We start from the raw sequence: 20,357 nt of genomic DNA, 5'->3' as shown, positions 1-20,357 counted from the left end.
TATTCTTATGTTGCTTTTGTTGATCTATTGACCACAAAGCAATGCTTAACCGAGAAACCCTGTTCTCGCCAATAAATCCATTGTTACTTGAGATTGTTTCTCTGCGGCTTTATCGCCCAGCATTAGCCGTTCAAGGTAACGCGCGATAACATCAACCTCAAGATTAATTTTACGACCAACACTAAAATCAGCCATGGTCGTTTCAGCTGCCGTATGTGGCACAATCGTTAATTTGAACTCGTCACCACGAACAGCATTCACCGTTAAACTGATACCATCAACAGCCACTGACCCTTTCTCTGAAATATATTTTGCAAGCTGTGGCGGTACTTTGATCCAAAATTCAATCGCACGACCAATATGTTGACGCTCAATGACTTCAGCCACAGCATCAATATGTCCAGAAACCATATGGCCGCCAAAACGAGTGGTCGCTAACATGGCTTTTTCTAAATTAACCACTTGGCCGGCTTTATAATTCGCAAAAGCTGTTCGGTGCAATGTTTCTAATGAAAGATCAGCAACATAACCTTTACCTGTTAGTTTTACGACGGTGAGACATACGCCGTTAGTCGCGATACTATCGCCTAACTTAACATCCGCTAAATCTAACGAACCTGAATCAACGGTAACAGAAATATCAGCACCTTTCGGTGTTAGTGCAGATATTTTACCGACAGCTTCTATAATTCCAGTGAACATGATAAACCCTTAATTTCACTATTTTATTTATTATTTTGTACTGTTGCCATAATACGAATATCTTCACCAACCATAGCCACATCGGTAATGGTTAATAGTGGTGTTTGTGCCATTGTGGTCAGCCCGCTAATATCAATTAAACCGCGACTATCACTGCCCATCAATTTTGGTGCTTGATATAAAATCAAACTATCAACCAATTGTTGTTGTAATAATGCGCCCGCTAAACTCGCGCCCGCTTCAACCCAAATATGATTAATACCATAGTCAGCCAATTGCGACAGTAAAGCCACAAGATCAAGTTGTTGGCTGTTGGTTTGAGTCGGAATTTGCCATTGTTGTACGGAATCAGGCCATACTTCTGTGCCGAGCATAGCACGAGCAAGAATGGTCTCTCCTGGTAAGTTGAAGAGTTGATACTCGGGTGTGAGTCGATTCTGACTATCAATAATAACCCGCGTTGGCTGACGTAATGCAGCTTGAGGATAAGCTTGTTGTACTGACTCGCCCAATTCACTCCAACGTACATTCAGTGATGGATTGTCGGCGATGACGGTGGCACTGGTGGATAATATCGCCCCCGCCTGTGCACGAAAATGTTGCACATCTGCTCGCGCTTTAGGACCGGTTATCCACTTACTGACACCATTGGCTAATGCCGTTCTTCCATCTAAGCTCGCGGCTAATTTAAGTTCGACATACGGCATTTGATGGGTCATTTGCTTAATAAAACCAGGATTTAGTGTTTGAGCTTCTATTGCTAAAACACCGACATCAACCTCAATCCCTGCCGCTTTCAACAACGCAATACCGCGCCCAGCAACGTTAGGATTAGGATCTACCATCGCACATACAACCCGCGCAACCTTGGCATTAATTAATGCTTCAGCACAAGGGGGCGTTCGACCATGATGAGAACAAGGTTCTAAAGTAACATACACCGTTGCACCTTGTGCTCGATGTTGTGCCTGCCGTAGTGCAAACACTTCAGCATGGGGTTGTCCAGCTTGATAATGATAGCCTTCACCGACAATGTCGCCATCATTAACAATCACACACCCAACCTTAGGATTAGGTGCTGTGGTATAACGGCCATGCTTAGCAAGCGTTATCGCTCGCAACATCATTTGTTGATCAGTCGGTGTCATTATTATGGATCTTAACGATTATGGATCTTAACGCTCCAGTTTGGCGATTTCTTCACCAAACTCACGAATATCTTCAAAACTGCGATAAACAGAAGCAAAACGGATATAAGCAACTTTATCCAATTCTTTTAATGCTTCCATCACTAAATTGCCAATCATCTCCGACGGAACTTCACGTTCACCCGTGGCACGAAGGCAAGATTTAATGCTATTAATCGCACGTTCAATATCATCAGTACTCACGGGGCGTTTTTCTAACGCACGTTGAATACCACCGCGTAATTTTTCTTCATTAAACGGATCACGGTTACCGTTGGTTTTTACTACGCGAGGCATCACAAGCTCTGCCGTTTCAAACGTAGTATAGCGTTCATTACACGCTAAACATTGGCGACGTCGACGCACTTGGTGGCCATCTGCAACCAATCGAGAATCGATTACTTTGGTGTCATTTGCACCGCAAAAAGGACAATGCATTTAGCCTCCTACATTCAATCGACTCAGTGTAACCCATTTCATCACTTTAATAAGACTATCACCCTTTTTTTTCTAAAAAATCGCCTTAAAAGTAACAATAATCATTAATAATGATGCATCTTATGTTATTTACAAAACAAAAAAGGCTCACCTCTAAGCAGGTAAGCCTTATATTGATGTGCAATTACGGCGCTGAAATTACCGTATCAGTATTAAATTATGCGTAAACAGGAAGACGCTTACAAATTTCAAGCACTTTCACTTTAGTCGCTTCAATAACGGCAGCGTCATTGATGTTATCCAACACATCACACATCCAACCCGCAAGTTGACGTGCATCATCGGCATTAAAACCACGACGAGTAATAGAAGGCGTACCAACACGAATACCTGACGTTACAAACGGGCTACGTGGGTCATTAGGTACACTGTTTTTGTTTACAGTAATGTTCGCTGCACCCAGTGCTGCATCTGCTTCTTTACCTGTAATGCCTTTATCAATTAAATCGACAAGAAATAGGTGATTTTCAGTGCTACCAGAGACGATGTTATAACCACGCTTGATAAACTCTTCAACCATTGCTTTTGCGTTTACAACCACATTGGCTTGGTAAACTTTAAACTCAGGTTCCATGGCTTCTTTAAATGCCACCGCTTTAGCAGCGATAACATGCATTAATGGGCCACCTTGACCACCAGGGAAGACTGCAGAGTTAAGCTTTTTGTAAAGGTCTTCGCCTTCGTTTGACAGAATCAAACCACCACGAGGACCGGCTAATGTTTTATGGGTTGTTGTTGTTACAACATGCGCATGAGGAACAGGGTTAGGGTAAACGCCAGCGGCAATTAAACCTGCAACGTGGGCCATATCAACAAACAGGTATGCACCGATCTTATCTGCAATTTCACGCATTCTTTCCCAATCAACAACTTGAGAATAAGCAGAAAAACCACCAATGATCATTTTTGGTTTATGCTCTAACGCTAATGCTTCCATTTCTTGGTAGTCAATTTGACCATTTTCATCAATGCCGTAAGGAATGATGTTGTATAACTTACCAGAGAAATTTACTGGTGAACCATGGGTTAAGTGACCACCATGTGCCAAGCTCATACCTAATACTGTATCGCCAGCATTCAATAATGCCATGTAAACAGCATTATTTGCTTGAGAGCCTGAGTGTGGCTGGACGTTTGCGTATTCGGCACCAAATAGCTGACACGCACGATCAATCGCAAGTTGCTCTGCTTTATCAACAAACTCACAACCGCCGTAGTAACGCTTGCCAGGGTAACCTTCAGCATATTTATTTGTCAGCTGAGAACCTTGTGCTTCCATTACACGCGGACTAGTATAGTTTTCAGAAGCAATCAACTCGATGTGTTCTTCCTGACGGGCTGTTTCTTCCTGAATCGCTGCAAATAGTTCCGCATCATAATCAGCAATATTCATATCGCGCTTTAACATCTGTATCTCCTGACTCAGCTAAGTTTTATACTATTTTAAGTAAAAAACGAAAAACCACAAACCTAGACGCCACGTGGACGCAAACGTTTTCGTTTTACTTTTTATCTGTCGACTATCTTACATAAATAGATCTAAATCAGAAAGTCCTAAATACGGTTTTCTTTAGCATCACAGCAATCAATACGAATACTCGCGGATTCATCTCACGCTATCTACTTAGCCATAAAAAAGAGGCTACGTATTCGCAGCCCCTCTTTGGTATTTTAATCGTGCTTAGCCATCACAATTTAAATCGCATCTTCATCTTCTTCGCCAGTACGAATTCGCACGACACGCTCAATATCAAACATGAAGATTTTACCATCACCGATTTTGCCTGTTTGCGCAGTTTCGACGATCGTTTCAATACATTGCTCGGCAACTTCATCAGTCACTACAATTTCAATTTTCACTTTAGGCAAAAAATCAACCATGTATTCTGCACCACGATAAAGTTCTGTATGGCCTTTTTGACGACCAAAGCCTTTAACTTCTGACACTGTCATGCCCGTGATACCGACTTCAGCTAACGCTTCACGGACATCATCAAGTTTAAACGGCTTAATAATCGCTTCAATTTTTTTCATTATCATCATCCTTTGCTGAGCAGAAGATCGGCACCGCGATTACGATCACCGACTTGATTAAATTAGGGTTATTATCACAGATTCAATGCGGTAATTTAATCACATTTAATATTTTTGAATGTAATTCGTCTCCATGCGCCGTAAAAGCAGCAACACTGAATACAGTAATACCAAGCCATTGATCACCATAATAGCAATATCATGATATTTAGCAGGAAAAACATTGGGTATGAAAGGAATTAGACTAAATTGCAGAAATAATGTTACCGCTGGAATATAGAAGTAAAGTGGGATAAAACCCCATTTTTTACCAAGAAGTAATCCAGTACAGGCTATAATTCCAGAGATCAACACTAATATAATGACGCTCACGGGTGCCATACCAAGCAAATCAAATCTTAATGCATGAACTAACATTTCAATATGTTGGATCAAGCCTATAATTACTAATATAGCGAGTAGCTTAGTCGCGCCAATTAGACGGTAATTGCTGGGAATATCCAATCCCATTGTTTCATCCTTGTAACCACAGCGTGGCCATTTTTACGTATTGGTTATGTTAATTATCCCAATGTTTATTGATGGTTAATGTGATCAATGTCAATTTCATATTTATTTATATCATTGTCACAATAACAGTATCAAAAAAGCTGCCACTGTAGGTGGCAGCTTTAGATTAACTTAACAGACTCAGACCTTAGCCTAAATTAACCCGTGCATTACGGAACATACGCATCCATGGGCTATTTTCACTCCAGTCATCTGGGTGCCAAGAGTTAGCCACCGTGCGGAATACACGCTCAGGGTGCGGCATCATAATAGTGACACGGCCATCTTGAGTGGTTAAACCTGTAATACCGTTTGGCGAACCATTTGGGTTAGCCGGGTAGTTTTGAGTCACATTGCCGTAGTTATCAAGGTAACGTAGCGCAATGGTGCCAGATTGCTCAATCGCAGCCAAATGCTCAGCATTACGGACTTCTACTCGACCTTCGCCATGTGAAACTGCAATTGGCATCCGTGAGCCAACCATTTCATTAAAGAATAACGAATCACTCTTTTGTACTTCAACCAAACTAAAGCGCGCTTCAAAACGCTCTGATTCATTGCGTACAAAACGCGGCCATAAATCAGCACCTGGAATAAGCTCGTGTAAGTTAGACATCATCTGACAACCATTACACACACCAAGTGCCAACGTATCCGGACGATTAAAGAATGCAGCAAACTGGTCACGAGCAATATTGTTAAACAACACTGATTTCGCCCAGCCTTCACCAGCACCTAATACGTCACCGTAAGAGAAACCACCACAAGCCACTAAACCATTAAAGCCATCAAGCTGTATCTTCCCGCTAAGAATATCACTCATATGAACATCTTTAGCTTCAAAGCCAGCACGATCAAACGCCGCTGCCATTTCAACATGAGAGTTAACGCCCTGCTCACGTAAAATTGCCATTTGCGGTTTCGCGCCAAAGTTAATCGCTGGTGCCATAAATGGCGCTGCAACATCGGCATTAATATCAAACGTTAACTTGGTATGTAAACCCGGGTCTTGATTGTCTTTCTTAGCTTCAAATTCTTGTAATGCACCTGCTGGGTTATCACGCATCGCTTGCATTTGGTAAGTTGTTTCCGCCCAAATTGCGCGTAACTCAGTGCGGTTTTGCTCAAGCACTACATCATTACCATTCCAAATACGGATTGTGTCTTCATCAATCACAGTACCAATAATATGGCTGCATGCTGCTAAACCATGAGCGGCTAATACTGCTTGTACTGCCTCAACATCATCACTACGTACCTGAATCACAGCGCCAAGTTCTTCACTAAACAACGCCGCTAATACGTCATTGCATCCATCGGTTGCGGTGGTATTAATATCCACTTCAACACCAGTGTGACCCGCAAATGCCATTTCAGCTAAGGTAACATACAGACCACCATCACCACGATCATGGTAAGCTAATAATTTCTCATCACGCACCAAGGTTTGCATCGCATAGAAGAAGCCTTTTAGTAATTCAGGACTATCAACGTCAGCGGCTTTATCACCTAACTGCTTATAAACTTGTGCTAAAGCGGTCGCACCAAGACGGTTTTGACCACAACCAAGATCCACCAGCAATAAGCTTGATTCGCCTTTATCAGTGCGTAATTGCGGTGTAACGGTTTTACGAACATCTTCAACGCGACCAAAAGCAGTGATCACTAATGACAATGGCGAAGTCACTTCTTTTTCTTCACCATCTTGTTGCCACTTAGTTTTCATCGACATTGAATCTTTACCCACTGGAATCGTTAACCCTAATGCTGGGCATAATTCTTCACCAATGGCTTTCACTGCTTCATATAAACCGGCATCTTCACCGGGGTGACCCGCAGGTGACATCCAGTTAGCCGATAAGTTAATCCGCTTCATATCACCGATATCAGTACCTGCAATATTGGTAATTGCTTCACCAACGGCTAAACGTGCAGAGGCACCAAAATTAAGTAATGCCACTGGAGTACGCTCACCCATCGACATCGCTTCACCGTGGTAGCTATCATAACTTGCAGCTGTTACCGCACAGTTAGCCACAGGCACCTGCCAAGGACCAACCATCTGATCACGTGCAACTAATCCGGTCACACTGCGATCACCAATAGTGATCAAGAACGTTTTTTCGGCAACCGCAGGTAAACGTAGTACTCGCTGAGTCGCATCTTCAACCGTCATTTCACTGCGATCAAGAGGCTGCCCAATCACGGTTAATGTTTGTGCATCACGGTGCATTTTCGGTGCTTTACCCAATAGAATATCCATTGGCATATCAATCGGGGTGTTATCGAAATGATTATCTTCAAGGGTTAAATGACGCTCAGCCGTTGCTTCACCTACTACTGCATAAGGGGCACGTTCACGCTCACAAATCGCATCAAATGTTGCCATATTTTCAGGAGCAATCGCGAGGACATAGCGCTCCTGTGATTCATTACACCAAATCTCAAGAGGGCTCATACCTGGTTCATCATTAGGTACATTACGTAACTGGAATTTACCGCCACGCTCACCGTCATTGACTAACTCAGGTAAGGCGTTAGAAATACCGCCAGCACCTACATCGTGAATAAAAGCAATTGGGTTGTCATCACCCATCTGCCAACAGCCATCGATCACTTCCTGACAACGACGTTCCATTTCTGGGTTTTCACGTTGTACTGAAGCAAAATCTAAATCTTCTGCTGATTGGCCTGATGCCATTGATGACGCCGCACCACCACCAAGACCAATGTTCATTGCCGGACCGCCAAGAACAATTAACTTCGCGCCAACAGGAATTTCTTTCTTCTGCACATGATCAGCACGAATATTACCCATGCCACCCGCTATCATGATTGGCTTATGGTAACCACGCACTTCTTCACCCGCATGAGAGGTGACTTTTTCTTCGTAAGTACGGAAATAACCCAATAAGTTTGGACGACCAAATTCGTTATTAAATGCCGCACCACCCAATGGACCTTCCAGCATAATATCAAGCGCAGTCACGATACGATCAGGCTTACCAAAATCGGTTTCCCATGGCTGTTCAAAACCAGGTACACGTAAGTTAGATACTGTAAAGCCGACTAAACCTGCTTTAGGCTTACCACCAATCCCCGTTGCGCCTTCATCACGAATTTCACCGCCAGAACCTGTTGCTGCGCCCGGCCACGGTGAAATTGCGGTTGGGTGATTATGGGTTTCAACTTTCATCAAAATATGGGTATCTTCTTGATGATAACTATATTGACGAGATTGTGGATCAGGGAAAAAACGACCGACATGAGAACCTTCCATTACAGCAGCATTGTCTTTATACGCTGACAATACGTGTTCATGGTTATGCTCATAGGTGTTTTTAATCATTTTAAATAATGATTTTGGTTGATCGATACCATCAATAGTCCAATCAGCATTAAAAATCTTGTGACGACAATGTTCTGAGTTCGCTTGAGCAAACATCATTAATTCAATGTCATTCGGATTACGTTCAAGTGTAGTGAAATTTTCAACTAAGTAATCAATTTCATCTTCAGCCAATGCAAGACCTAAGGTGAGGTTCGCTTGCTCTAATGCTTGACGGCCACCCGTTAGAATATCAACACTTTTAACTGCAGCAGGCTGTGCTTGAATAAATAACGCTGCAGCAGCATCAACATTATCCAGTACCACTTCCATCATGCGGTCATGAAGTAATGTTTTTAAAGCATTTAATTGTACTGCGGTTAGCGCGGATGATGATTCAACATAATATGCTGTGCCACGCTCAAGACGTTTAATCGAACTTAAACCACAGTTACGCGCGATATCGGTCGATTTTGAAGACCAAGGAGAGATAGTGCCAGGACGAGGAGTAACAAGTAGCAATAAACCTTTAGGCTCGTGCTCTGCAATCGTTGGGCCGTATGTGAGTAGACTTGTAAGTTTAGCTTGTTCATCAGCTGTTAACGTTGCTGCCACATCAGCAAAATGCGCAAATTCAGCATAAATACTGGTAATTGGCAGATTTAACTCATGGCAACGCTCAAGTAACTTATTAACGCGAAACTCAGACAAAGCGGGTGAACCACGCAAAATTTCCATGTGCAAAGGTCTCTCGATTAGCAGGTTAAAAAAAGTGATATTGAGGTAAATTCCACTAACATAGAAACTTACCTCAATAACACCTAGTACATCATTATGCACTGCTTCACTATTACGCAACTGTTCACGAGCACCTAGTATAATGGAATTTTTTTTGTGACGTAACACCTGACGCAACCGTTTGCGCGTTTTTTTTTCAATCCTTATAAAAATATCAAAAAAATACTCCCCCCTATTATTTTTGGGTCATTTTTTAACCATAAAAGTCATACATATTCACTTATCTATTCCAATCTCTAAATTATGCTCATCAACTTCACAGTTCAACTTTGCGCAATTAGCAGGGTTTGATATAAATAGTCGTTAATTTTTACTGTGGGTCTGCTTAGTTGATAAATATTAAATTCTTCACTCTACTACGTCGCTTTATGAGCATTCTATTATTAGCGATACTCACCGCCGGCTGCCAATGGCAAGAAAACAAGCCCACCAGCCTTGAGAAAATTCGGGACAGTGGCGTATTACGGGTAGGTACTTTAAATAACCAATTGTCTTATTATATTGGGGCTGATGGACCAACAGGGTTAGATTATGAACTTGCACAGGCATTTGCGAAAAAGCTTGGGGTTAAACTTGAAATAACGGCGATGTTTACCTTATCTGAGTTATTTCCTGCATTAGAGCGTGGTGATATTGATATTATTGCGGCAGGACTGGCAGTCACCCCCGATCGCCTCCAAGGTTTTCATCCTGCACCCGCTTATTATTACGCTAGCCAAATTGTGGTGTATAAAAAAGGCCAACGCCGACCACGTAATCTCGCTGAACTGGCTGAAAATAAAAAACGCTTAGCGGTAGTCAGTGGATCGAGTCACGAGCAAAAATTACAGCTTATTCGTGAAAATTATCCCACCCTACAATGGCAATCGATTCCAGAGTCAGACATCAATGATCTATTAATTAAAGTCGCCAAAGGTGAACTCGATTATACCGTTGCCGATTCTGTTGATGTGGCATTACTGCAACGAATTCATCCAGATATTGCTGTTGCGCTTGAATTAACTCAAGATGAACCTGTAAGTTGGTTTGTAAAACAAAGCAGTAACGATAGTTTGTATGCGTTAATAATTGAGTTTTTTGGGCAGATGAAACAAAACGGTACCATGGCCCAACTCGAAGAGAAATATTTTGGTCATATCGATCAATTTGACTATGTTGATACTCGTGCTTTTTTACGCGCTGTAAATACAACCTTACCTCAATGGGAAGCACTCTTTAAACAACATGCCAACGGCTTTGATTGGCGTTTATTAGCAGCACTGTCTTATCAAGAATCACATTGGAACCCGCAAGCGGTATCACCAACCGGTGTCCGTGGCATGATGATGCTCACTTTACCAACAGCAGAATCGGTGGGGGTGACTAACCGCTTAGATCCAGAACAAAGTATTCGTGGTGGCAGTGAATATTTACGTAAGATGATCGCTCGTGTACCTGACAGTGTCGAAGAACATGAGAAAGTCTGGTTTGCACTCGCCTTTTATAATGTCGGCTTTGGCCATTTAATGGATGCCCGTCGATTGACAAAATCACAAGGGGGCAATCCCAATACTTGGGTTGATGTTAAACAACGACTACCATTATTAGGGCAACGTAAATATTACACTCAGTCTCGTTATGGTTATGCTCGTGGCGATGAAGCGTTAAATTATGTTGAAGGTATTCGTCGTTACTATCAAAGTATTATTGGTTACGAGCGTGCTCACAGCAATAAGTTTGAAAATGATAACTTGAAGATTGTTGATGGTCTGCAAACGATTAGTACCCCACAAACACAACCAACACCCACACCCACACCCGTACCGCTAAAAAAAGAGGCGTCACTATTACCATAATAGCGATAAAAAGAGATCATTAAGAGCAGATAACCTCATCCTCCTCCCACAGTAGTTAGAATAATCGTCTGATTTTTCACACAGTGGGAGTTTGATCAACGTTTGATCATTAACCTATAAAGATCACTATCAAAATGCGCACTGTTATGCATAATAAAATCAACAACAGTAAATAATGGCATTGTTAGCGGTGACAGCACAGCTTATCCACGGGTTTATTGTTTCACCGTAATATCGACTCAATGGATGGATCCATGAAATTCACGCAATTAAGATCAAAAACTCAACATATCGCAAAACGTCTTACTTCAGCAGCAACCCGCCGTAAGCGCCTCAGCAGTAATATCCGTAAAAAAATTCTCTGGCGTCAACGTAGCTACATTTTAAGCGCAACCACTGAACACGGTTGCCTTTCATAATAAAAAAAAAGCTCGGAATAATTTATATGTGTATAAATGACTGCCGAGCTTCTTTTGTTTCACATTTCCCATCTCAAACGTCAGGTTGTTGCCTTGCTGTTATCTTAGCCGCTTTTTTCTCTGCTCGACGACGCTTAAAAAAAGCTTGTAACTGCGCGCGACATTCAGTCGCCAATACATCCCCCTCAAATAAGACATGATGATTGACCCCCTCATAACTGAGTAAATTCATGGTACTTCCAGCAGCACCCGTTTTAGCATCATGCGCACCAAACACCACTTTTCCGACTCGGCTATGCACCATCGCCCCCGCACACATAGGACAGGGTTCTAACGTTACATATAAAGTAGTATCAATCAGACGGTAGTTCTGTAGCGTTTGTCCTGCTTGGCGTAACGCCATCATTTCAGCATGGGCTGTCGCATCATGATGGCCAATAGAACGATTCCAGCCTTCGCCAATAATCACCCCTTTATGCACCACAACTGCGCCAACAGGCACCTCACCCTCGGCTTCTGCTTGAGCCGCTAACTCCATCGCACGACGCATAAATGCATCATCACTAACGGTAGGCGATACTGTTTCTTGAATTTTATTTGACATCAGTTATCACTACTTACAAATCATAATGGCTAACATGAGGGAGTTGCTCTGCAAGATAATCAACCAGCATTCTCACTTTAGGTGATAAATGGCGGTTATGCGGGTAAAGTGCCCAAATACCTTCATCGGGCTCTTGGTAATTAGTCAAAATCGGTACTATATCGCCAGACTCTAAATCTTTATCAATATAATAATCGGGTAACTGCGCTAAACCGATACCTTTAATAACCGCATCTCGTAAACCATAACCGCTATTACAATTAAGCGTACCACTCACACGAATACTCTTTTCTTTGCCTGATTCTTGGAAGCGCCAATGATCATAATTACCAATCAAGCAATTATGTTGACGTAATTCAGATAAAGAATGTGGAATACCAAATTTCTGTAAATAGGCGGGCGAAGCACAAACATACATCGTACGACTGGTTAAACGCTTAGCCATCATCGATGAACTGGTTAAACGCCCTAATCGAATCGCTAAATCAAAGCTACCTTCTACTAAGTCAACTTGACGGTTAGTAAAATCAATCGTCACTTCCACTTCTGGGTACTGCAACATAAAATCATTAACCAACGGCATAATGTATTTTTCACCATAAGTCACAGGCGCCGTTAATTTGATCAACCCCTGTGGTTTACCGCGTAAATTACTGATCGCGCGTTCAGCGTCTTCAAGGCCATCTAATACCTGACGACAATGTTGATAATAAACATTGCCCTCTTCAGTTAATGAAACCTTACGCGTAGTACGATAAAATAATTTAGTATTAAGTCTATTTTCTAACGCACTTACCTGTCGACTCACTTGCGCAGTCGAAATACCAAGTCGTTTAGATGCAGCCGTGAAACTTTCTGTTTCTGCTACAGCAACAAACTCGGTTACTCCTTCCCATAAAAACATTTTCAATACCTACTGATAACATGATCGAACGTCAAAATGACGATTACACCATCGATTATTACACATATGTAAAAGTAATTTGCACTTTTAGGTAATTATCATTATTCGAGAAACAAATACAATAGCAACCATCGAAACGGAGCAATAAAATAATTATTTTTCCTTTTCACCCAATTTTCATCTACTTTTGACGAAGTAGAAATAAATACAACTAGAGTGAAGATTATGACTGACAAATTTATCAAATCAAAAGCTGCTATCGCATGGGGTCCTAAACAACCTCTTTCTGTTGAAGAAATTGATGTAATGTTACCTCGTGCTGGCGAAGTATTAGTTCGCATCGTTGCTACTGGCGTATGTCACACTGATGCATTCACATTATCAGGCGACGATCCAGAAGGTATCTTCCCTGCGATCCTTGGTCACGAAGGTGGCGGTATCGTTGAAATGATCGGTGAAGGCGTAACAAGTGTTGAAGTTGGCGATCACGTTATCCCTCTTTACACTGCTGAGTGTGGCAAATGTAAATACTGCCTATCTGGTAAAACTAACCTTTGTCAGGCAGTACGTGAAACCCAAGGTAAAGGCCTAATGCCAGACGGCACGACCCGTTTCTACAAAGACGGTCAGCCTATCTTCCATTACATGGGTTGCTCTACTTTCTCTGAGTACACTGTACTTCCAGAAATTTCTCTCGCTAAAATCAGCAAAGAAGCACCACTTGAAGAAGTATGTCTGCTTGGTTGTGGCGTAACTACAGGTATGGGCGCAGTCCTTAATACAGCTAAAGTTAAAGAAGGCGACACTATCGCTGTCTTTGGTCTTGGCGGTATCGGTCTTGCTGCAATCATCGGTGGTACTATGGCTAAAGCTAGCCGTATCATTGCGATTGATATCAACGAAAGTAAGTTTGACCTAGCAATGAAATTAGGTGCAACTGAATGCATCAACCCAATGAAATTTGACAAGCCAATTCAAGAAGTAATTGTTGAAATGACTGACGGCGGCGTTGATTACTCATTTGAGTGTATCGGTAACGTTAACGTGATGCGTTCTGCACTTGAGTGTTGTCATAAAGGTTGGGGCGAATCAGTAATCATCGGTGTTGCTGGTGCGGGTCAAGAGATCTCTACCCGTCCATTCCAACTAGTGACTGGTCGTGTATGGCGTGGTTCTGCATTCGGTGGTGTTAAAGGCCGTTCAGAGCTTCCAGGTATCGTTGACCGTTACATGGCGGGTGAGTTCAAGCTTGACGATTTCATCTCATTCAACATGGGCCTAGAAGACATCAACAAGTCTTTTGACCTATTACACGAAGGTAAGAGTATCCGTACGGTTATTCACTTCGATAAGTAAGTATTTATAAGTTAAATTTTATAAAGTACGCTTTACTATAAGAATACTATAAAAAATGCGCAGAGCATCGACACTCTGCGCAGCTTTAACAAGAGATCAAATCCAATGCCTTTAGAAAATATTAGCTGTAATAAAAGTGCTGGCGGCTGGCATAAGCAATATACTCACCGCTCAGAAGCTCTTAATTGCGATATGCGTTTTGCTATTTACTTGCCACCACAATGTGCCGCAGGAAAAAAAGTACCGGTTATTTACTGGTTATCAGGGCTGACCTGTACTGATGAAAACTTTATGCAAAAAGCAGGAGCACAACGCATGGCTGCCGAGTTAGGTGTTGCTATTGTTGCCCCTGATACAAGTCCCCGTGGTGAAGGTGTTGCTGACGACCCACAAGGTGCGTATGACTTCGGCCTTGGTGCTGGTTTCTATGTTAATGCAACAGAAGCACCGTGGAACCGTCATTACCATATGTATGATTACATTGTGAATGAATTACCAACATTGATTGAAGCACACTTCCCTGTAACCAATCAGCGTGCAATTAGTGGTCACTCTATGGGTGGACATGGTGCATTGATGATTGCATTACGTAATCCTGAGCGTTATAGCTCTGCATCAGCATTTAGTCCGATTGCTAATCCAATAAATAGTGCCTGGGGACAAAAAGCGCTTACTGGGTACCTTGGTAGTAATACTAAAAACTGGAAGCAATATGATTCAAGTGAATTGATGCGTATTGCTGACGTTAAATTACCGATGCTGGTTGATCAAGGTACACACGATAATTTCTACAATGATGGTCAGCTTCGCACTGAAACCTTGGTTGCGGCAGCGGAAGCAAATAGCTATCCACTAGAAGTACGTATGCAAGATGGTTATGACCACAGCTACTACTTCATGGCTTCATTTATTGACGATCATCTTCGTTTCCACGTTGAAAATTTCAATAAATAACCACTAATTTTTATTAAATTCCTCTTTGCAGACAGGGTTTAATGAGACACAAAAAAGCCTCGACCAGTCAAACTGTTCGAGGCTTTTTATTTGTTTCACGATAACGCTGTATTAATACTAACTATCTATTAAAGCTAACTACCGTTATTACAGTCTATTTATTACATGCTGTAAGTGTAAGGTGCTTGAACACCTAGAGGAATGCCTAGGGTCCAGAATACTAATAGGAAGATAGTCCAACCAATAAGCATTGCAATTGAGTACGGCATCATCATTGATGCTAATGTACCAATACCAGAACTCTTCACATAACGTTGCATGTAAACCACCACTAATGGGAAGAACACCATCATTGGTGAAATAATGTTAGAAACAGAATCACCTACGCGGTAAGCCGCTTGGGTTAATTCAGGCGAGATACCTACTGCCATTAACATTGGTACCATGATCGGACCAATCAATGCCCACTTAGCAGACGCTGAGCCGACCAATAAGTTAACACTAGCTGTTAGTAAAATCATACCAACGATGGTGACTTGACCAGGTAAGTTCATTTGTTGCAGTAGCTGTGCACCAGAAAGTGCTAATAGCGTACCTAAGTTTGATTGCGTAAACGCGACCAAGAACTGAGCAATAAAGAACACCATTACCATAAAGCCAGCCATGCCCGCCATTGTGGTCGACATTGCTTTAATCACATCAGCACTTTGCTTAAACGTACCAGCCACTTTACCGTAGATAATACCTGGAATAACAAACAGGATGAAAATCAGCGGTACGATAGATTGCATCACTGGCGCATTAAAGGCAGCTACTTCACCTGTTGGTGAACGCAGTGGTGATGTTTCAGGCCATACTGCTGCAACTAATAGCACGATACCTACAACCATTGTCCAGCCAGCGTATGAGAATGCTTTACTTTCTAGTGGCGTAAAAGAACCCATATCAGGCGCTTCTTCAGCATCAGCATCAATCGCTGTTTTTTGTAGGCGAGGCTCAATCACTTTATCAGTGATGTACCAGCCAATACCAACAATAATAAATGATGATAAACCGGTGAACATTAGGTTCGCTAACGGGTTAACAATGTAAGTTGGATCCATGATACGTGCAGCTTCTTGAGTGAAGCCCGCTAATAATGGGTCGATACCAGAAGGAATAAAGTTAGCAGAGAAACCACCAGAAACACCCGCAAATGCTGCAGCAATACCTGCTAGAGGGTGACGACCAGCAGCGTGGAAGATAATACCACCCAGTGGGATAACTAACACATAACCTGCATCAGCAGCGGTGTGCGATACGATAGCCACTAAAATCAACATCGGCGTTAGTAACTTAGCCGGTGTCACATTCAGCATTTTTTTAAGGCCAGTATTAATAAAGCCTGACGCTTCAGCAACACCAACACCTAACATAGCAACCAAAACAATACCTAATGGCGCAAAACCAGTGAAGTTTTTCACCATGTTCGCCAAGAAGCTCGCGAGTGCATCGCCAGTTAGCAAGTTATTGACTTGTACCACTTCTTTAGTGACTGGATGTACAAGGCCGAAATCAAACTGCGATAACACAGCAGAAAGAACCCAAACGGTTACTAAACCCCAAAAGAACAGTAAAGCGGGATCAGGAATCTTATTACCTGCACGCTCAATACCATTTAAAAACTTGTCCATCGCACTCGTCGATGGAGGTGGTGCTTGCTTTAGTGTTTTTTCGTTCATGGTAATGCCATGTCCTTACGCTGGTTGTGTTTGCGGTGCGGATCTACTTACATGCAGTCGATCTCATTGTGTTTTTCGCCCAAATATAATCTGAATATTCGCTGAACGATTGTAATGAAATTACCACAACAAACAGTGTTATAGACCTACTTATAACACCTACCTACCACAACATATTGTAACCAATCGTTAATATGAAACTTACAAAAAACATAAACCAAACAAGATATTAACAACCACCAAATAAAAAGAGTCATTTTGCTTTGGCAGCATTAAATAACAGCCATAAAAAAAGCACCCGTAGGTGCTTTTTATTATTCAATTATTGTGAACAAATCAGTGGTTATTCCCACTCAATAATATCCATTCATCATACTTATTTATAAGTCATTGTTCTAAGTAGAATAGTGAGCACTCATGACAACACAATCCCCTTTAGAAAGAGAGTTAGGTCACCACAAAGGTCATCAATCAGGTCACCTTGCAGCCTTTAACACCCACTATGGAAAGACAAACTCATACCATAGCGATAGTCACACTACAGAGAAAACTTGTATCTACTTTTCAATACTGAATCGAGGTTCAAAAGGTTTCTACATGCGGCTATCACATCGTGGGCATAAAGGCATTCACCTGTCGTCATGCACCATATCTCTTAGAACAAATAGAAGGAATGTTGCAATGAGCAACTCAGAATACTTAAAAGATGCACTATTACAGCAAGCTGGTTCATTTATTGATTTTGATGAAATGAGAGCCTATATACGTTCATTTGCTAAAGAGCTACTAACTACAAGTAAACCTGACTGGTTTTACAAAGGTCACTTAATGGTAGCTCAAGAAGCTCAGCAATCTGCAACATCTATTGAGCAACATGAATTTCTTAATCGTTATAAACAGACACTAACACTTGCACAAAACCAACAACATGAACCATTAATGGCAATCTCTAATGATAACTTATCGCTTACCGAAAGCATGACCACCAGCAACACTCAACCGATGATAAAGAAGAAAGAAACCATAAACATGGTTCAACTAATTGATACCTACATCAACGAGAAAATAGCTAATAATGAATGGTCAGCTAAAACACTTGAGAACCGTAAGACATCATTTAGGGTAACTCTGATTCAGTCATTTACCGCTTGTGAACTACACGAAACAGACATCAATGCGATAACACGTAATGATTTAATCAGGGTAAGAGATACACTTGCAGAGAAACTTAAGACTTCAACCCTCAATTCAAGAATGTCTGACATTACCAGTCTGTTTAGCTATGCCGATATGTGTCAGCTATTAACGAACAAATCACCAGCTATTAAGCTTAATATCAAAGACAAAAATAAAGCTGTCGATAAGCATATTCCTGAAGGTGAATTAAACAAATTCGTCCAATATATGCACAATGACTATAAACACAACTCAAAACAAGACTTTGCTCCATACCTAAAATGGGTGAAGTGGTCAAGTAAAATTGGCCACTGATTTGTATTCATTATTAAATCGGCGTTCTGATTCATTAGGCGTCAAGCCACCGTTATATTGATGGGGCCTGACTTGGTTGTAATATCGGATAATGTATTTAGTGATCGCCACTTTAGCTTCATTCGATGAGCGATAACCCGCAGTTGGCATCCATTCTGTTTTAAAACTTCTAAAAAAGCGTTCCATTGGGGCGTTATCCCAACAATTTCCACGTCGACTCATACTTTGTGTAATTTGATACCGCCAAAGTAATCGGCGAAATTGTTTACTTGTGTAATGACAGCCTTGATCGGAATGAAACATGACACCTTTAGGGGCTCCTCGAACTTCATAAGCCATCGAAAGGGCTTTACCTGTTAGATCTGTATTGGGTGAGCCTGACGTTGCCCAACCAATCACTTTACGGGCAAATAAATCAATCACAACAGCAAGGTACAACCAGCGTTGTCCTGACCAAATATATGTCACGTCGCCACACCAAACCTGATTAGGCTCAGTAACTGCAAACTGGCGATCTAATGTATTAGGGATATTTAGATGTTCATTTTCTGCTTTTTTATAACGATGCTTCTTAACCTGGCAACTAACTAACCCTAATTGTTTCATGATGTTAGTGGCTTTATAGCGACTTAACGGCACGCCTTTAGTTGTAACGATACCTGCAATCGTTCTGGCTCCTGCAGAGCCACCACTGGCACGATGTGCAGCCTTCACTTCACTAGATAATAGTACTTGCTCTTTTGGCTGCGTTTTAGGCCGTTTAGTCCAATATTTATAGCTACTGCGATGAATATTAAAGACATTGCAAATGATAGATACAGGATAATAAGCTTTTAATTCATCAACTAATATGAAGTTTTGAATGAGTCCGATACCAAAAGAGCGGTTGCTTTTTTTAGTATTTCTTTCTCCATTTCAATCCGTTTAATCTTCTTTTCTAATTCACGAATTTTAAGTTGGTCAGGCGTCATTGGTGTTGCTTTAGGTGTAATCCCACCACGTTCATCTTTAAGCTGTCGAACCCACTTATCCATTGTTGATTTACCAACATTCATCGCTTCAGCAGCTTCTTTTACCGAGTAGCCTTGATCTAAAACGAGTTGTGCAGATTCCAATCGAAATTCGGGTGTAAAATTAGGACGTATTCTTTTAGTCATAGTGTCACCTATTAAATTATGAGGTGATGATATCACCTCTAACTAGGTGGCCAAATTAACTATGCCACTTCAGGGTTGTCTCATTAGCGGCAATAACAGGAGCAAGACAAGCTGAGATTCTTCAACTACGCAAGGCTGACATTAGAACTATTGATGATGTTGTTTATATTTCAATTAACGCTGAACATGAAGGTAATACATTAAAGAATGCAACCAGTGAACGCTGTGTTCCATTAATCGATGGTGCGTATGGTTTTAATCTACAACACTTCATGGAAGATGTAGTTTCAACCTGCCAAGATAATTCTGACTATATTTTCCGACTGACCCAAGCAACAAGGTCTATCACTCAATTGTTCAGTAAGGTTTTCAAACGATACAAAGAAAACAATGAATCATTTCCTAAAACTGCTACGTTTCATAGTCTAAGACACTCGATGTCAACTCTATGTCTCAACAAGGGAATGCCTGAAGCCTTTACAAGAAAGCTCTTAGGTCATGCTCAAAGTATTACTTATGGTCGCTATGGGTCATCAGGTGTTGATATGGTCACACTACATGATGAACTGAAGACCAATGTATTCAACATAGAAGCATAACGTATAAATATAGATAGACGTGGGCTGTATGCTTAACGGTCTACTCCTATCTGTATGGCATCACAATATTAATACTGATACGACTTCAATAAATTAATTAACACCCACTATTAGAGAGAGACAACTATAAGATACCCTCTAAATTATTTCATATCGGGTAACATCAAGAAAGACATGGACAGAATCTATATTGAGGACTGATTGTTAACATATATCAACGT

The 20,357-nt window shown here is 41.5% G+C and carries 16 protein-coding genes and 1 pseudogene; 6 read left to right on the top strand and 11 right to left on the bottom strand.

Features of this window, described 5'->3' with window-relative positions:
- Positions 1–45: 45 nt before the first annotated feature.
- From BTO21_RS01205 to purL, 7 genes are all read right to left on the bottom strand, one after another.
- Positions 46–702, bottom strand: a complete 657-nt coding sequence (locus BTO21_RS01205) for a riboflavin synthase (RefSeq protein WP_045031198.1) — start codon at positions 700–702, stop codon at positions 46–48.
- 23 nt (positions 703–725) lie between these two features.
- Positions 726–1,850: a bifunctional diaminohydroxyphosphoribosylaminopyrimidine deaminase/5-amino-6-(5-phosphoribosylamino)uracil reductase RibD gene (gene ribD, locus BTO21_RS01200; protein WP_045031200.1), complete on the bottom strand. Its 1,125-nt coding sequence runs from the start codon at positions 1,848–1,850 to the stop codon at positions 726–728.
- Positions 1,851–1,877: 27 nt separating this feature from the next.
- Entirely contained in the window at positions 1,878–2,327 is a 450-nt protein-coding gene (gene nrdR, locus BTO21_RS01195; RefSeq protein WP_045031203.1) for a transcriptional regulator NrdR, read from the bottom strand.
- Positions 2,328–2,544: 217 nt separating this feature from the next.
- On the bottom strand, positions 2,545–3,795 hold the full coding sequence (gene glyA, locus BTO21_RS01190; protein WP_045031205.1) for a serine hydroxymethyltransferase: 1,251 nt from the start codon (positions 3,793–3,795) through the stop codon (positions 2,545–2,547).
- Between the two features lie 287 nt (positions 3,796–4,082).
- Positions 4,083–4,421 carry a nitrogen regulatory protein P-II gene (gene glnB, locus BTO21_RS01185; protein ID WP_036795812.1) on the bottom strand — a complete coding sequence of 113 codons (339 nt, stop codon included), beginning with the start codon at positions 4,419–4,421 and terminating at the stop codon, positions 4,083–4,085.
- A 105-nt stretch (positions 4,422–4,526) separates the two neighbouring features.
- Positions 4,527–4,931, bottom strand: coding sequence for a hypothetical protein (locus tag BTO21_RS01180; RefSeq protein ID WP_045031206.1), 405 nt, complete (start codon positions 4,929–4,931; stop codon positions 4,527–4,529).
- Between the two features lie 187 nt (positions 4,932–5,118).
- On the bottom strand, positions 5,119–9,036 hold the full coding sequence (purL, locus tag BTO21_RS01175; RefSeq protein ID WP_045031208.1) for a phosphoribosylformylglycinamidine synthase: 3,918 nt from the start codon (positions 9,034–9,036) through the stop codon (positions 5,119–5,121).
- Positions 9,037–9,428: 392 nt separating this feature from the next.
- On the opposite strand from purL, the gene mltF reads away from it, so the two are divergent.
- Both mltF and BTO21_RS20005 read left to right on the top strand, forming a co-directional pair.
- On the top strand, positions 9,429–10,931 hold the full coding sequence (mltF, locus tag BTO21_RS01170; protein ID WP_420874930.1) for a membrane-bound lytic murein transglycosylase MltF: 1,503 nt from the start codon (positions 9,429–9,431) through the stop codon (positions 10,929–10,931).
- A gap of 254 nt (positions 10,932–11,185) precedes the next feature.
- Positions 11,186–11,350 (top strand): hypothetical protein, encoded by a 165-nt coding sequence (locus BTO21_RS20005; RefSeq protein WP_170064490.1) that lies wholly within the window; start codon positions 11,186–11,188, stop codon positions 11,348–11,350.
- 73 nt (positions 11,351–11,423) lie between these two features.
- On the opposite strand, the gene tadA is transcribed toward BTO21_RS20005, so the two are convergent.
- Together tadA and BTO21_RS01160 are read right to left on the bottom strand one after the other, a co-directional pair.
- A complete protein-coding gene (gene tadA / locus BTO21_RS01165) occupies positions 11,424–11,954 on the bottom strand; it encodes a tRNA adenosine(34) deaminase TadA (protein ID WP_045031211.1) in 531 nt (176 codons plus the stop codon).
- A gap of 13 nt (positions 11,955–11,967) precedes the next feature.
- The gene (locus BTO21_RS01160; protein WP_045031212.1) at positions 11,968–12,858 is read right to left on the bottom strand and encodes a LysR substrate-binding domain-containing protein; all 891 of its coding nucleotides are present in this window, start codon (positions 12,856–12,858) and stop codon (positions 11,968–11,970) included.
- Between the two features lie 225 nt (positions 12,859–13,083).
- Between BTO21_RS01160 and BTO21_RS01155 the strand changes: the two genes are divergently transcribed.
- Complete coding sequence (locus BTO21_RS01155) at positions 13,084–14,214, top strand: S-(hydroxymethyl)glutathione dehydrogenase/class III alcohol dehydrogenase (protein ID WP_045039084.1); 1,131 nt, start codon at positions 13,084–13,086, stop codon at positions 14,212–14,214.
- Positions 14,215–14,319: 105 nt separating this feature from the next.
- Positions 14,320–15,168 (top strand): S-formylglutathione hydrolase, encoded by an 849-nt coding sequence (gene fghA, locus BTO21_RS01150; protein WP_045032781.1) that lies wholly within the window; start codon positions 14,320–14,322, stop codon positions 15,166–15,168.
- 161 nt (positions 15,169–15,329) lie between these two features.
- Here fghA and BTO21_RS01145 read toward each other — a convergent pair whose 3' ends face one another.
- Positions 15,330–16,889: an AbgT family transporter gene (locus BTO21_RS01145; RefSeq protein ID WP_045032783.1), complete on the bottom strand. Its 1,560-nt coding sequence runs from the start codon at positions 16,887–16,889 to the stop codon at positions 15,330–15,332.
- Positions 16,890–17,570: 681 nt separating this feature from the next.
- Here BTO21_RS01145 and BTO21_RS01140 point away from each other — a divergent pair.
- A complete protein-coding gene (locus tag BTO21_RS01140) occupies positions 17,571–18,380 on the top strand; it encodes a hypothetical protein (protein WP_045032784.1) in 810 nt (269 codons plus the stop codon).
- On the opposite strand, the gene BTO21_RS01135 is transcribed toward BTO21_RS01140, so the two are convergent.
- A protein-coding gene (locus BTO21_RS01135; RefSeq protein ID WP_420874928.1) for an IS3 family transposase occupies positions 18,360–19,537 on the bottom strand; the annotation gives its coding sequence in 2 pieces (ribosomal slippage) (positions 18,360–19,279 and positions 19,279–19,537; 1,179 coding nt in all). The two genes, BTO21_RS01140 and BTO21_RS01135, sit on opposite strands and share 21 nt — an antisense overlap.
- An 89-nt stretch (positions 19,538–19,626) precedes the next feature.
- Between BTO21_RS01135 and BTO21_RS01130 the strand changes: the two are divergent.
- Positions 19,627–20,136: pseudogene (locus tag BTO21_RS01130) on the top strand (tyrosine-type recombinase/integrase); the annotation flags it as partial.
- Between the last annotated feature and the right edge of the window lie 221 nt (positions 20,137–20,357).

The sequence above is a fragment of the Photobacterium phosphoreum genome, assembly GCF_002954725.1.
In the GTDB taxonomy this organism is placed as follows: domain Bacteria; phylum Pseudomonadota; class Gammaproteobacteria; order Enterobacterales; family Vibrionaceae; genus Photobacterium; species Photobacterium phosphoreum.
The sequence above is the reverse complement of the archived record's forward strand: the minus strand, read 5'-3'. Positions and strand labels throughout refer to the sequence as shown.

Coding starts and splice junctions, on each gene's coding strand:
- BTO21_RS01205 (WP_045031198.1), bottom strand. CDS start 702: ATGTTCACTGGAATTATAGAAGCTGTCGGTAAAATATCTGCACTAACA.
- ribD (WP_045031200.1), bottom strand. CDS start 1,850: ATGACACCGACTGATCAACAAATGATGTTGCGAGCGATAACGCTTGCT.
- nrdR (WP_045031203.1), bottom strand. CDS start 2,327: ATGCATTGTCCTTTTTGCGGTGCAAATGACACCAAAGTAATCGATTCT.
- glyA (WP_045031205.1), bottom strand. CDS start 3,795: ATGTTAAAGCGCGATATGAATATTGCTGATTATGATGCGGAACTATTT.
- glnB (WP_036795812.1), bottom strand. CDS start 4,421: ATGAAAAAAATTGAAGCGATTATTAAGCCGTTTAAACTTGATGATGTC.
- BTO21_RS01180 (WP_045031206.1), bottom strand. CDS start 4,931: ATGGGATTGGATATTCCCAGCAATTACCGTCTAATTGGCGCGACTAAG.
- purL (WP_045031208.1), bottom strand. CDS start 9,036: ATGGAAATTTTGCGTGGTTCACCCGCTTTGTCTGAGTTTCGCGTTAAT.
- BTO21_RS20005 (WP_170064490.1), top strand. CDS start 11,186: ATGAAATTCACGCAATTAAGATCAAAAACTCAACATATCGCAAAACGT.
- tadA (WP_045031211.1), bottom strand. CDS start 11,954: ATGTCAAATAAAATTCAAGAAACAGTATCGCCTACCGTTAGTGATGAT.
- BTO21_RS01160 (WP_045031212.1), bottom strand. CDS start 12,858: ATGTTTTTATGGGAAGGAGTAACCGAGTTTGTTGCTGTAGCAGAAACA.
- BTO21_RS01155 (WP_045039084.1), top strand. CDS start 13,084: ATGACTGACAAATTTATCAAATCAAAAGCTGCTATCGCATGGGGTCCT.
- fghA (WP_045032781.1), top strand. CDS start 14,320: ATGCCTTTAGAAAATATTAGCTGTAATAAAAGTGCTGGCGGCTGGCAT.
- BTO21_RS01145 (WP_045032783.1), bottom strand. CDS start 16,889: ATGAACGAAAAAACACTAAAGCAAGCACCACCTCCATCGACGAGTGCG.
- BTO21_RS01140 (WP_045032784.1), top strand. CDS start 17,571: ATGAGCAACTCAGAATACTTAAAAGATGCACTATTACAGCAAGCTGGT.